The organism is Terrabacter sp. LjRoot27 (genome assembly GCF_964254175.1).
Lineage (GTDB): Bacteria > Actinomycetota > Actinomycetes > Actinomycetales > Dermatophilaceae > Terrabacter.
The window spans coordinates 2,440,413-2,452,426 of sequence record NZ_CAXUSS020000001.1 but is presented as its reverse complement, the minus strand read 5'-3'; the positions used below and the strand labels follow the sequence as shown (position 1 = coordinate 2,452,426).

The 12,014-nt window shown below is 71.9% G+C and carries 14 protein-coding genes and 1 tRNA gene; 6 read left to right on the top strand and 9 right to left on the bottom strand.

Annotated features, from left to right (window positions below):
- The first annotated feature begins 14 nt into the window (after positions 1-14).
- Positions 15-785, top strand: a complete 771-nt coding sequence (locus ACSQ2D_RS11515) for a sulfite exporter TauE/SafE family protein (protein WP_435986079.1) — start codon at positions 15-17, stop codon at positions 783-785.
- Positions 786-885: 100 nt separating this feature from the next.
- Positions 886-1,704, top strand: a complete 819-nt coding sequence (locus ACSQ2D_RS11510) for a TrmH family RNA methyltransferase (RefSeq protein ID WP_435986078.1) — start codon at positions 886-888, stop codon at positions 1,702-1,704.
- 9 nt (positions 1,705-1,713) lie between these two features.
- Here the strand turns inward: ACSQ2D_RS11510 and ACSQ2D_RS11505 are convergent, their stop codons facing one another.
- From ACSQ2D_RS11505 to ACSQ2D_RS11475, 7 genes are all read right to left on the bottom strand, one after another.
- A complete protein-coding gene (locus tag ACSQ2D_RS11505; protein WP_435986077.1) occupies positions 1,714-2,091 on the bottom strand; it encodes a DUF3037 domain-containing protein in 378 nt (125 codons plus the stop codon).
- The gene (locus ACSQ2D_RS11500) at positions 2,088-2,858 is read right to left on the bottom strand and encodes a HipA family kinase (protein WP_435986076.1); all 771 of its coding nucleotides are present in this window, start codon (positions 2,856-2,858) and stop codon (positions 2,088-2,090) included. Before ACSQ2D_RS11500 ends, ACSQ2D_RS11505 begins: the two co-directional genes overlap by 4 nt.
- Positions 2,859-2,862: 4 nt before the next feature.
- The gene (locus tag ACSQ2D_RS11495) at positions 2,863-4,131 is read right to left on the bottom strand and encodes an MFS transporter (RefSeq protein ID WP_435986075.1); all 1,269 of its coding nucleotides are present in this window, start codon (positions 4,129-4,131) and stop codon (positions 2,863-2,865) included.
- A 48-nt stretch (positions 4,132-4,179) separates the two neighbouring features.
- Positions 4,180-5,001 carry an ABC transporter permease gene (locus ACSQ2D_RS11490; protein ID WP_435986074.1) on the bottom strand — a complete coding sequence of 274 codons (822 nt, stop codon included), beginning with the start codon at positions 4,999-5,001 and terminating at the stop codon, positions 4,180-4,182.
- Positions 4,961-5,779, bottom strand: coding sequence for an ABC transporter ATP-binding protein (locus tag ACSQ2D_RS11485; protein ID WP_435986073.1), 819 nt, complete (start codon positions 5,777-5,779; stop codon positions 4,961-4,963). Before ACSQ2D_RS11485 ends, ACSQ2D_RS11490 begins: the two co-directional genes overlap by 41 nt.
- Positions 5,776-6,348 carry a MarR family winged helix-turn-helix transcriptional regulator gene (locus ACSQ2D_RS11480; RefSeq protein WP_435986072.1) on the bottom strand — a complete coding sequence of 191 codons (573 nt, stop codon included), beginning with the start codon at positions 6,346-6,348 and terminating at the stop codon, positions 5,776-5,778. Before ACSQ2D_RS11480 ends, ACSQ2D_RS11485 begins: the two co-directional genes overlap by 4 nt.
- 123 nt (positions 6,349-6,471) lie before the next feature.
- Positions 6,472-6,558 (bottom strand) — tRNA-Leu (locus ACSQ2D_RS11475).
- A gap of 121 nt (positions 6,559-6,679) precedes the next feature.
- Here ACSQ2D_RS11475 and ACSQ2D_RS11470 point away from each other — a divergent pair.
- A complete protein-coding gene (locus ACSQ2D_RS11470; RefSeq protein WP_435986071.1) occupies positions 6,680-8,038 on the top strand; it encodes a M20/M25/M40 family metallo-hydrolase in 1,359 nt (452 codons plus the stop codon).
- 44 nt (positions 8,039-8,082) lie between these two features.
- Here ACSQ2D_RS11470 and ACSQ2D_RS11465 read toward each other — a convergent pair whose 3' ends face one another.
- Positions 8,083-8,268 carry a DUF5703 family protein gene (locus ACSQ2D_RS11465; protein WP_435986070.1) on the bottom strand — a complete coding sequence of 62 codons (186 nt, stop codon included), beginning with the start codon at positions 8,266-8,268 and terminating at the stop codon, positions 8,083-8,085.
- Between the two features lie 184 nt (positions 8,269-8,452).
- Between ACSQ2D_RS11465 and ACSQ2D_RS11460 the strand changes: the two genes are divergently transcribed.
- Together ACSQ2D_RS11460 and ACSQ2D_RS11455 are read left to right on the top strand one after the other, a co-directional pair.
- Positions 8,453-9,247, top strand: a complete 795-nt coding sequence (locus ACSQ2D_RS11460) for an LppX_LprAFG lipoprotein (RefSeq protein ID WP_435986069.1) — start codon at positions 8,453-8,455, stop codon at positions 9,245-9,247.
- Positions 9,248-9,408: 161 nt separating this feature from the next.
- A complete protein-coding gene (locus ACSQ2D_RS11455; RefSeq protein WP_435986068.1) occupies positions 9,409-9,849 on the top strand; it encodes a hypothetical protein in 441 nt (146 codons plus the stop codon).
- Positions 9,850-9,898: 49 nt separating this feature from the next.
- On the opposite strand, the gene ACSQ2D_RS11450 is transcribed toward ACSQ2D_RS11455, so the two are convergent.
- Positions 9,899-10,834: an aldo/keto reductase gene (locus ACSQ2D_RS11450; RefSeq protein ID WP_435986067.1), complete on the bottom strand. Its 936-nt coding sequence runs from the start codon at positions 10,832-10,834 to the stop codon at positions 9,899-9,901.
- A gap of 74 nt (positions 10,835-10,908) precedes the next feature.
- On the opposite strand from ACSQ2D_RS11450, the gene ACSQ2D_RS11445 reads away from it, so the two are divergent.
- On the top strand, positions 10,909-11,976 hold the full coding sequence (locus ACSQ2D_RS11445) for an LLM class F420-dependent oxidoreductase (RefSeq protein WP_435986066.1): 1,068 nt from the start codon (positions 10,909-10,911) through the stop codon (positions 11,974-11,976).
- The last annotated feature ends 38 nt before the right edge of the window (positions 11,977-12,014 follow it).

Genomic DNA, 12,014 nt, shown 5'->3' with positions numbered 1-12,014 from the left:
TGTAGGGTGACCGGGTGTCGTTCTGGTCCGCCGTCGCCGTCGCGCTGGCCGGGACCGGAGCCGGCATCATCAACACGATCGTCGGCTCCGGCACACTCATCACCTTCCCGACCCTGCTCTTCTTCGGGGTCAACCCGCTCGTCGCGAACGTCTCGAACAACATCGGCCTCGTCGCGGGAGGCGTGACCGGGGCGTGGGGCTACCGCCGGGAGCTGCACGGCCAGGCGCCCACCCTGCGGCGGCTCATGCCCATGTCGTTCCTCGGCTCGGTGGTGGGGGCGGGTCTGCTGCTCGTCCTGCCGGCCGCGGCGTTCCTGGCGATCGTCCCCGTGCTCATCCTCATCGCCCTCGTGCTCGTCGTTCTCGGACCGCGCATCCAGGCGCGCGTCCACCCCGAGGGTCACGACGGGCCCGTGCCGCGCTGGCACACCCCGGCCATGGCAGCCGGGGTGTTCGCCGCCGGTGTCTACGGCGGCTACTTCGGCGCTGCCCAGGGCGTCCTGCTCATGGGGCTGCTCAGCGCTCTCAGCCTCGAGCCGCTGCAGCGCCTCAACGGCTACAAGAACGTCCTCTCCCTCGTCGTCAACGTCGTCGCCGCTGCGGTGTTCGTGCTCTTCGCCCGCGAGCACATCGACTGGCTCATCGTCGTGCTCATCGGCACCGGCGCGTTCGTCGGGGGCATCATCGGCGCCCGGGTGGGCCGGCGCATCCCGCCGAACGTCCTGCGAGGCCTCATCATCGCCATCGGCCTCGTCGCCATCGTCAAGCTCGTGTGGCTGCCCTGACCCTCCCGTGACCCTCCGTGACCCTCGCGTGACCCTCACCGGCGCCCGGGCCGGGTCCACGATGCCGGGGGAGCGGGCGATCACCACTAGCCTGTCGGGCGTGCCGATCGAGATCACCGACCCGACCGACCCACGGCTGACCGACTACGTGTCGCTCACCGACGTCGTGCTGCGGAGGCGGCACGAGCCCGAGCGCGGCCTCTACATCGCCGAGAGCCAGAAGGTGATCCGGCGCGCGCTGCGGGCCGGGCACCGGCCGCGGTCCTACCTCATGGCCCGCCGGTGGCTCGACGACCTGTCCGACATCGTCGCCGACGCCGAGGCCGACGGCGTCCCCGTCTACTTCGGCGACCACGACGTCATCGAGCAGCTGACCGGCTTCCACCTCCACCGCGGTGCCCTCGCCGCGATGCAGCGGCCGGCCCTGCCCAGCGTCGAGTCGCTCATCGCCGACGCGAGGCGCGTCATCGTCCTCGAGGACGTCGTCGACCACACGAACGTCGGCGCGATCTTCCGGTCGGCCGCTGCCCTCGGCGTCGACGCGGTCCTCATCACGCCCCGGTGCGCCGACCCGCTCTACCGACGCTCGATCAGGGTCTCGATGGGCACGGTGTTCCAGGTCCCGTGGACGCGGATCGACCCGTGGCCGCAGGGCATGGCCCTGCTGCACGACGCCGGCCTCACGGTCGCGGCCATGGCGCTCTCGGACGACTCGGTCTCGCTCGACGACCTCGAGAGCGGGCCTCCCGAGCGCCTCGCGCTCGTCGTCGGCACGGAGGGCGACGGCCTGTCGCAGCGGACGGTCGCCGACGCCGACCTCACCCTGCGCATCCCCATGGCCGGTGGCGTCGACTCGCTCAACGTCGCCGCGGCGAGCGCCGTCGCGATGTGGGCGCTGCGACCGCGGACGCGGGCCTGACCGACCGGCTCAGGCCCGGACGAGCCGGTCGAGCAGGCGCTCCAGCTCGACGGCGGGGTCGTCGCAGAGGCCGCCGTGGACCGGTCCCGGCTGAACGACGGTCGAGCGCGGAGCGATGATCCAGCCGAAGCGCTGGCCCGGCTTGTCGAGGGTCGGCAGGCCGCGGCCCGTCTCGCCGCGGCACACGGCCCTGACGCGTTCGAGCATCGACCGTACCCCGTCGAGGTCGCACGTCGGCGACAGCGCGTCCGCGCGGCGCTCGTCGAGCTCCCACGCGGCGTCGAGGAAGCCGGCGTCCTGCGAGTAGAGCACGACGCCGACGTTGATGAACTCCTCCCGGTCGACGCGCGGCACGAGCCGGAGCAGGACGTACTGGTAGGCGTTCACGCGGCGACACCCGTCGGCACCCACGTGAGCGGCCCGTCGAGACGGGCCCGCAGCATGAGGGCGTATGCCGCCCGCACCGCGGGTGCGTCGGCGAGGTGGGGCGTGGGCTCGATCCACTCGTCGGGCACCTCGGCGACCACGGCGTCGACGGCCTCGGGCGTGAGGCGCGCGGCGAGCTCGTCGTGGCGCCGCGCGACGTCGCCGGCGACGTCGCGCAGCACGTGGCGGCTGGCGTCGAAGGGCTGGGCGGCGAAACGCTCCGGCGCGGGCGCCTTGCTCGGCCACGAGTGGTGGAAGTAGAGCGCGGCACCGTGGTCGATGGCCCACGTGCGGCCGTGCCACACGAGCAGGTTGGGGTTGGACCACGTGCGGTCGACGTTGGCCGTCAGCGCATCGAGCCAGATGATCCGCTCGGCGAGGTCCGCGTCGGGCGGCCTCGAGCCGTCGTAGCCGAGGGAGCCGGGCAGGAAGTCGACACCGAGGTTGGTCCCGACAGAGGCGGTGAGCAGGTCCTGGACCTCCTCGTCGGCCTCGTACTTCGCGATGCGCGGGTCGAGGCGGACGACGGCGAGGTCCGGCACCGGCACCTCGAGCAGCCGGGCGATCCCGGCGACGAGCACCTCGGCCACGAGGACCTTGAGCCCCTGACCGGCGCCCCGGAACTTCAGGACGTAGGTGCCGTCGTCGTCGGCCTCCACGATGCCGGGCAGCGAGCCGCCCTCCTTGAGCGGCGTCACGTAGCGGGTGGCGGTCAGCTCAGGAAGCACGCCGTCAGCCTAGTGGCCGCTCGTGGTCGAGCACCGTGGCCCGGGTCCAGAGCCGGCCGAGGAGCATCGCGGTCGCCCCGTAGAGGCAGGCGAAGGCCACGAGCGGCCACCACGCGAGCCCGCTCTCCGGCAGGACGAGCGCGCCGAGGGCAGCGGCCGCGACCATGCCGGCGTTGTAGACGACGTCGTAGGCGGAGAAGGCCCGGCCGAGCAGGTGGTCGTCGACGTGGGCCTGCAGGAGCGAGTCGACGGTGATCTTGACGCACTGCGAGGTGAACGAGACGACGAAGCCGACGACGACGATGCTCCACGGCGTGAGGAACGGACCCAGCACGGCGCACACGAGCGCGCCGAGCGCGAGCATCCGGGCCGCATACGGCACGGCGGTCAGCCGGGGGGCCAGCCACGGGGTGACGAAGGCCGCCGAGGCGAACCCGAGCGCCGACGCGGCTGCGGCGATGCCGAAGCCGCGCGCGCCGTGGCCCGACTCGAACGGGCCGCGGAAGAGCAGCAGGGTCTGCAGCAGCAGGAAGCCGAACGGGAGGCGGGTGAGGAAGACGAGGACGAGCAGCAGACGGGCCCGCCGCGGCAGCGTGTGCACGGCCTCGACGAGGCCCGTCACGACGGACCTCGTGATCTGCCCGACCGAGGGTGCGCCGCTCGTGTCGTCCGGACCGATGAACGGCAGCCGGGTCGCGGCCCACGCCGCCACGAGGACCCCCACGGCGGCGAGGAGGACGTCGAGCACGTCGCTGCCGCCGAGCGCGCGGACCCCGGTGCCGACGACCCCACCGAGCAGGTAGGCGAGGGAGCCGCACGTCGGAGCGACCGAGTTGGCGCTGACGAGGTCCTCGCGGGGGACCACGTGGGGCATGGCCGATGCGAGCCCGGCGAGGATGAACCGGTTGACCGAGAAGACGAGCAGGACGAGGCCGAAGAAGGCCGGTCCGGTGTCGGCGCCCGTGACGAGGCCGGTGACGCCCAGGATCGCCACGGCGCGGATGAGCTGGCTCACGACGATGACGCGCTTGCGCGGCCACCGGTCGAGGAGCACCCCGACGAACGGCCCGAGCGCCGTGTAGGGCAGCAGCACGATGGCGAAGGCGATCGCGATCCCGCGTGCGTCGGCGGCCTTCTCCGGGTTGAAGAGGACGTGGCTGGCGAGGGCGACCTGGAAGATGCCGTCGCTGAACGACGACGTGACCCGGCTGACGAAGAGCCGACGGAATCCGCGCCCACGCAGCAGGGTGAACAGGGCGCGCAGGAAGGTCACGCGGCACAGCGTACGGTCACCGGTGCCGTCCCCGGTGTCGGGACGCGGTCAGCGCGCGAGTCGCCCGATGAGGGCCGCAGCGCACACGATGCCGGCGACGGCGCTGCCGACGAGGACCCCGAGGTCGACCCAGTAGTTCGTGGGTGTGCCGATCAGCAGACCGCGCAGCGCCGACACCTCGTAGGTGAGCGGGTTGACCCGGCTGATGACCTGGAGCCAGCCCGGCATCATCTCGATCGGGTAGAGCGCGTTGGAGGCGAAGAAGAGCGGCATCGTGATCGCCTGGCCGATGCCCATGAGCCGGTCGCGCTTGAGGGCGATCCCGGCGATGCTGAGCGAGAGGCACGAGAAGAACGCGGCGCCGAGCATGACGACGACGACCACCCCGAGCAGCCGCACGGGGTTCCACGTCATCGCCACTCCCATGGCGGCGGCGACGAGGACGACGATGACGGCCTGCGCCACCGATCGCACACCCGCGGCGAACGCCTTGCCGGCCACGAGGGCGGCTCTCGGCGTCGGCGTCACGAGGAGCTTGGTCAGCACCCCGGCGTCGCGCTCCCAGATGATCTGGATGCCGTAGAAGATCGCGATGAACAGGGCCGACTGGGCGATGACGCCCGGGGCGAGGAAGTCGAGGTAGGGGATGCCGCCGGTGGGGATCGCGCGGATCTGGCTGAACGTCTGACCGAAGATGACGAGCCAGAGGATGGGCTGGATCGCCCGGGTGACGAGCTCGCTGCGGTCGTGCCGCAGCTTCTGGAGCTCCACGAGGCAGAACGTGCCGATGCGCGACACGAGGAGCCGTGTGCCGGTCCGGCTCTGCCGGTCAGCCCAGACGGCGGGCGGTTCGACGAGTCGCTCGGACACCGCGCAGCCCTCCCTTCTCTCCCTCGACGTCGCCGCGCTCGCCGAGGGCCTCGCCGGTGTGGTGGCGGAAGACGTCCTCGAGGCTGGCCCCCTCGCCGGCGGCGGTCTTCAGCTCGTCGGGGGAGCCGAGGGCGCGCAGGGCGCCGCGGTGCATGAGGGCCACCCGGTCGCAGAGGGCGTCGGCCTCCTCCATGTAGTGCGTCGTGAGCAGCACCGTCATCCCGTGGTCACGCTGCATCTCGGCGACCCGCTGCCACACGCTGTCCCGGGCGACGGGGTCGAGCCCGACGGTCGGCTCGTCGAGGACGAGCAGCGCGGGGCGGTTGACGAGTGCCTGCGCGAGCTCGAGGCGACGCACCATGCCGCCGGAGTAGGTCGCGGCCAGCCGCGACTCGTCCCCGCGCAGGTCGACCATGTCGAGCACCTCGTCGACGCGAGCCCGCCTCTCGCGACGGGGGACGTCGAAGAGTCGGGCGAACCACTCGACGTTTTCGCGGCCCGTCAGCGCGCCCTCGATGGACAGCTGCTGCGGCACGTAGCCGAGCAGCCGCCGCACGACCATCGCGTCCGTGCGCACCGAGCGCCCGAAGATCTCGACCTCGCCGGTCTGCAGGGGCAGGAGGGTGTTGAGCAGGCGGATCGTCGTCGTCTTGCCGGCACCGTTGGGCCCGAGCAGACCGAAGCACTCTCCCTGCTCGACGGCGAGGGTGAGGTCGTCGACGGCCCGGTGCGTCCCGAAGCTGTAGCCGAGCCCCCGGATGTCGATGGCCGACGTCATGGACGGTCGTCGGCGGACGGCTCGTCCGGGCGGTCGACGGCCAGGGCGACGGCGACGGTGGGCTCGGGGCGCTGCGGTGCGGTGACGTCCGGGGACTCCGGGGACTCGGGCGACTCGGGGGACTCCGGGAGGTCCGCGGCGATGCGCGCGATGGTCGGCAGCGCCGCGGCCAGTCGCGCGCGGTCGGCGGCCGGGAGTCCCGAGAGCGCCACGGCGGTGGACTGCGCCCGACGGTCCCGCCACTGCTCCAGGCCCTCGCGAGCCGAGGGCGTGAGGTCGAGCCGGGCCACCCTGCGGTCAGTCGCGTCGCGCTCTCGGACGAGCACCCCGAGGGCGAGCAGCTGGCCGACGAGGGTCGAGACGGTGTTGGCGGCGAGCCCGAGGACGCGCGCGGACTCGGCCACGGTGATGCCCGGGTTGCGGCGCACGACGCGCAGCAGCTCGAGCTGGGCCCCGGACAGGGCGAGCTCGGGCAGGGGAGCGCCGACGACACGGCGCGACCGACGGCGCAGCAGTCCGATGACGTCGTAGAGGTCGTCCGCCAGCCCGGCCACGTTCTCGTCGCTCACGGTCGAAGATTACGTCTGTCGCAGAGCAGTGACCAGAGAAACGCGGAGCTGCCGTGTCCCGAAGACGCTGTCGGGACACGAGAAGACCCCCGGGTCCTGACCTGCAGGAACCCGGGGGTCTCATGGTGTCGAGGGGGGGACTTGAACCCCCACGCCCGTTAAGGGCACTAGCACCTCAAGCTAGCGCGTCTGCCATTCCGCCACCCCGACAAGGTGTTGCAAGGGGCTCGTGGGAATCCCTTGCGGCGAGGCGAAACGTTACACGGGGCCCGACCAAAAGACCAAACGGGCGGCTGCAGGCGGCCGGATGCGGCGGCATACGCTGATCGGCATGAGCCACGACGACGCCGACCGCACCGTGACGACCTCGGGACAGACTGCCGTGACGCCCGAGGAGGAGGTCGTGCGGATCTGCGCCGAGCTCATCCGGATCGACTCCTCCAACTACGGCGACGGGTCGGGTCCGGGGGAGCGCAAGGCCGCCGAGTACGTCATGGCGCAGCTCGACGAGGTCGGCCTCGAGGGCACCCTCCTCGAGAGCGAGCCGGGCCGCGCCACGGTCGTCGTCCGCCTCGAGGGCGAGGACTCCTCGCGGCCCGGACTCGCCGTCCACGGCCACCTCGACGTGGTGCCGGCCGACGCCGCCGACTGGCAGGTCGACCCCTTCGCCGCGGAGGAGCGCGACGGCTGCATCTGGGGCCGGGGAGCGGTCGACATGAAGGACATGGACGCGATGATCCTCGCGAACATCCGTCACCTCGCCCGCACCGGCACGAAGCCCGCCCGTGACACGACGTTCGTCTTCTTCGCCGACGAGGAGGCCGGCGGCACCTACGGCAGCCACTGGCTCGTCGACCACCACCCCCAGTGGTTCGAGGGTGTGACGGAGGCGATCAGCGAGGTCGGCGGCTACAGCGTCACGGTGCCGACCCCCCGGGGCGAGCAGCGCGCCTACCTCCTGCAGACCGCCGAGAAGGGCATCGCCTGGCTGCGGCTGCGAGCCCACGGCCGGGCGGGTCACGGGTCGGTGCCCAACGACGAGAACGCCATCGTCCGCCTCGCCGCCGCGATCGGCCGCATCGCCGCCCACGAGTGGCCGCGCGAGTACATCGCGTCGGTCCGCGAGCTGCTCGACACCCTGGGCACGATGACCGGGATCTCGTCGTCCGACGACGACCTCGAGCCGCTGCTCGCCACGCTCGGCGGGGCCCAGGGCTTCGTGCGGGGGACGCTGCGCGACACGGCCAACGTCACGATGCTCGAGTCGGGCTACAAGCACAACGTCATCCCCCAGACCGCGACCGCTGCCGTCGACTGCCGCTTCCTGCCCGGGCACGAGGACGCGCTCATGGCGACGATCCGTGAGCTGGCCGGCGAGCACGTCGAGGTCGAGGTCGTCCACCGCGACGTCGCCATCGAGGCGCCCTTCTCCGGCGACCTCGTCGAGTCGATGAAGCAGGCGCTGCTGCGCGAGGACCCCGAGGCGGCCGTCCTGCCGTACTGCCTCTCCGGAGGCACCGACAACAAGGCGCTGGGCCGGCTCGGGATCAGCGGCTACGGCTTCGCACCGCTGCGGCTGCCGGCCGACCTCGACTTCGCGCCGATGTTCCACGGCATCGACGAGCGCGTGCCCACGTCGTCGCTGCGCTTCGGGGCGCGCGTCCTCGGCGACTTCCTGCGCACCTGCTGACGGCCGCGGCGACCGCCAGATCAGGCGTCGGGTCAGGCGTCGGGTCAGGCCGTGCGCTCGACGCGCATGATCTTCCGGCGCAGCCACATCCGCCGGATGCCGCCCTCGTAGATCACGGTGCGGGACAGCTCCCAGCGGCCGTACTCGGCGTGCTCACGCACCGCCTGTCTGGCCTGGGCCTTCGACGTGTGGCGGTCGAACGTGAGGACCCGGTACTCGTACTCCGTCATCGCCGTCCATTCTGACACCAACCGTGACCCCACCGAGACCGTATGCGCGGCGTGGCGCTCAGGCGGCCGCGGTACCGTCGCTGGGTCATCCGTCCGCAGACCCGGGACCGCGTGCGGTCCCGCGCGGCGAGCAGGGGAACCGCCTGGCACCGCCCGGCGTCAAGGGCCCAGGAGGTCAACACACATGAAATGGAACACCCGCCGCGTCGCGGCAGCAGTCATCGTCCTTCCGGCCGTCCTCGGCGTCGCCGCCTGTGGCAAGAGCGAGAGCCCGGCTCCCGCGGCCGGACAGACCCAGGCCGGGTCCGCGTCCGCGACGAGCGACGCGCCCGCCGCCGGCCAGCCGTACAAGGACAAGGCGTCGTTCGTCGCCGCGATGAAGGCCGCCGGCAAGAACGCCACCACGGCCCACGTCACGATGGCGATGGACGCCGCCGGCCAGAAGATCGCGATCACCGGCGATACGAAGGTCGACGCGAGCAACCCGGCCATGAAGATGACGATGGACATGGGCTCCTCGATGAAGCTCGACATGATCCTCGTCGACAAGAAGGTCTACATGAAGGGCTTCCCGGGCCTCGCCGCCGGCAAGTGGGCCGTCATCGACAGCAGCTCGACGCTCGGCAAGCAGCTCTCGCAGTCCCTCGACCAGGCCGACCCGACCAAGATGTACGACCAGTTCGGCGCGGCCGTGCAGGACGTCAAGTACGTCGGTGAGGACACCATCGACGGCGAGAAGACCTGGAAGTACGACCTGACGCTCGACACCAAGGCGATGCAGGCCCAGCTGCCCGCCGACGAGAAGACGAAGATGCCCGCCACCATCACGTACACCGCGTGGCTCGACGAGAAGGACCAGCTGCGCAAGGTCACCTTCGACCTCTCCGGCGTCAAGGCCGACATGACGATGAGCAAGTACGGCGAGCCCGTCGACATCACCGCCCCGCCGGCCGCCGACACCGTCAAGGCACCCATGTGACGTCCTCGTGACACGCCACGCCGGCGACCGGTGAACGGCCCGCCAACCACGCGTGAACGATCCCGCAGCGAGCACGGCTCGCTGCGGGATCGCTGTGTTCCCGGGTGTTTCCGGGCCCGGATTCGGTGCGCTCGGTCGTGCGGGTCGACTACGGTCGATGCATGACCGTCGACCCCCGCTCCGCCCTCGAGCAGCTGATCGCCGCCCTCGAACGCCACCTCGAGGCCGCGAACGCGAGCCGAGACCCCGACCACCCCATGGTCATGGCGGCGGCGCAGGACCTCGCCGAGGCCTTCGACGACTACGACGAGGCGCTCTACGAGGCGACCGAGGTCGCGACGCCCCTCGCGATCTACGGCGACGACTTCGACGGTCACGAGGACGAGGACGGCACCGAGGGCCGCGTCTACGCCGGGCTCGACTCGGACGACTACGACGAGGACGACGATGACGATGACGATGACGACGATGATGACGACGACGACGACGACGACGACGATGATGATGACGACGACGATGATGATGACGAGTACGAGGACGAGGACGACGAGGACGACCACCTCGACGACGGCGTGACCGAGGGCTCCGACACGCGAGCCTGAGACCTACGTGGGGCGGTCACTGCGGCCCCGCGGGCCGCGTGCGGCCGGATCAGGCCGAGACGTCGTCCAGGGCGGCGACGATCTCTGACGGTAGCGACAGCTCGAGGCTCGCGAGCGCAGAGCGCAGCTGGGCGGCCGTGCGGGCGCCGACGATGGGCGCGGCGACACCGGGCCGGTCACGGACCCAGGCGAGCGCCACCTCGGCGGGCTTGGCCCCGAGGCCACGCGCAGCCATCGCCACCGCGTCGGCCACATGCCTGGCGTGTTCGTCGAGGAAGCGCTCGGCGAAGCCGGGGAAGTCGTTCGACGCCGCCCGGGACCCCGACGGTATGCCGTTGCGGTACTTGCCGGTGAGCACGCCGCGTCCCAGCGGCGACCAGGGCAGCAGCCCGTAACCCAGCGACGTCGCGGCCGGCGCGACCTCGTGCTCCGGCGTGCGGCATACCAAGGAGTACTCGATCTCGTTGGCCACCAAGGGGATTCGAGCGGACTCGAGCAGGCTGAAGGCGCGCGCGGATTGCCAGCCCGAGTAGTTGGAGACGCCGACGTAGCGGGCCCGACCTGACGCCGCCGCCCACTCGAGCGCGGAGAGCGTCTCCGTCAGCGGCACATCGTCGGACCACGTGTGCACGAGCCACAGGTCGACGTGGTCGGTGCCGAGTCGCCGCAGCGACGTCTCGAGCTGGGCCATGAGCCCGCGCCGCGACACGTCGACCCGACGCTGGCCACCGGCCCGGGAGATGCCCGCCTTGGTGCAGATGACGAGCTCCTCGCGCGGGACGGTGCCGTCCAGCAGGCCGCCGAGGATGGTCTCGGCGTCACCGCCCCCGTAGCCGTACGCCGTGTCGACGAGGTTGCCGCCCGCCTCGACGAACGCACGCAGGTGGTCACCGGCCTCGTGGCGGTCGACGGCGTTGCCCCACAGCATGGTCCCGAGGGCGAGGGGGGTGACCGTGAGACCGGACGAGCCGAGACGCCTGCGCATGCCACGAACGGTAGTGGCCGACGCCGCACCCCGAGGGCCGCCACGTCGGCGACGGCGCCGATAGCCTGCGATCCATGAGGATCGGTGTGAATCTCGGCTACTGGGGACGCGGCACGACGGGGCAGGACCAGGTGGCGGTCGCGCAGGCCGCCGACCGGCTCGGCTACGACAGCGTGTGGGTGGCCGAGGCGTACGGCTCGGACAGCCCATCGATGCTCGCGTGGATCGGGGCGCTGACCGAGCACGTCGACCTCGGGTCGGCCGTCATGCAGATCCCCGGGCGCACCCCGGCGATGACGGCGATGACGGCGGCGACGATCGACACGATGTCCGGCGGCCGGTTCCGGCTCGGGCTCGGGGTGTCCGGTCCGCAGGTGAGCGAGGGCTGGCACGGCGTGCCGTTCCGCAGCCCTCTCGGCCGCACGCGCGACTACGTCGAGATCGTGCGCGCCGCCCTGCGCCGGGACACCGTCACGCACGCCGGTCCGCACTACCCGCTCCCGCTGCCGGGCGGCCCGGGCAAGCCGCTCAAGCTCTCCGCGCGCCCCGTGCGACCCGACCTGCCGGTCTACCTCGCCGCCGTCGGCCCCAAGAACCTCGAGCTGACCGGTGAGATCGCCGACGGCTGGCTGGCGATCTTCTTCAGCCCCGAGCACGCCGCCGAGCAGCTCGCGACCCTCGAGGCCGGTCGCCGACGGGGCGGGCGGGGACCCGTCGACGCGCCGATGACCGGATTCGACGTCGTGGCGACGACGCCGGTCGTCCTCCTCGACGACGTCGAGGAGGCGGCGGAGCACGTGCGCGACTACTGCGCGCTCTACATCGGCGGCATGGGCTCGCGCGAGCAGAACTTCTACAACCAGCTCGCGTGCCGGATGGGCTTCGAGGAGGACGCGGCGCGCATCCAGGACCTCTACCTCGCCGGTCGCCACCGCGAGGCCGCGGCGGCCGTACCGCTCGAGTTCATCGACGAGACGGCCCTGCTGGGCTCGCCCCAGCGGATCGCCCAGCGGCTCGGCCGCTACGAGGAGGCCGGCGTCACCACGCTGGCCGTCGCCGTCGGGGGCGGCATGACGCGCGACCAGGCGCTGGCGACGCTGGAGGTCGTGGCCGCGACCGCCGGTCTCACACCGAGCCGGTAGGCGCAGCACCCGGCGCCGGACGTTCCCGAGGGCTTCGT

Coding starts and splice junctions, on each gene's coding strand:
- ACSQ2D_RS11485 (WP_435986073.1), bottom strand. CDS start 5,779: ATGACGTCGGCCATCGACATCCGGGGGCTCGGCTACAGCTTCGGGACG.
- ACSQ2D_RS11445 (WP_435986066.1), top strand. CDS start 10,909: ATGAGGATCGGTGTGAATCTCGGCTACTGGGGACGCGGCACGACGGGG.
- ACSQ2D_RS11450 (WP_435986067.1), bottom strand. CDS start 10,834: ATGCGCAGGCGTCTCGGCTCGTCCGGTCTCACGGTCACCCCCCTCGCC.
- ACSQ2D_RS11470 (WP_435986071.1), top strand. CDS start 6,680: ATGAGCCACGACGACGCCGACCGCACCGTGACGACCTCGGGACAGACT.
- ACSQ2D_RS11455 (WP_435986068.1), top strand. CDS start 9,409: ATGACCGTCGACCCCCGCTCCGCCCTCGAGCAGCTGATCGCCGCCCTC.
- ACSQ2D_RS11465 (WP_435986070.1), bottom strand. CDS start 8,268: ATGACGGAGTACGAGTACCGGGTCCTCACGTTCGACCGCCACACGTCG.
- ACSQ2D_RS11460 (WP_435986069.1), top strand. CDS start 8,453: ATGAAATGGAACACCCGCCGCGTCGCGGCAGCAGTCATCGTCCTTCCG.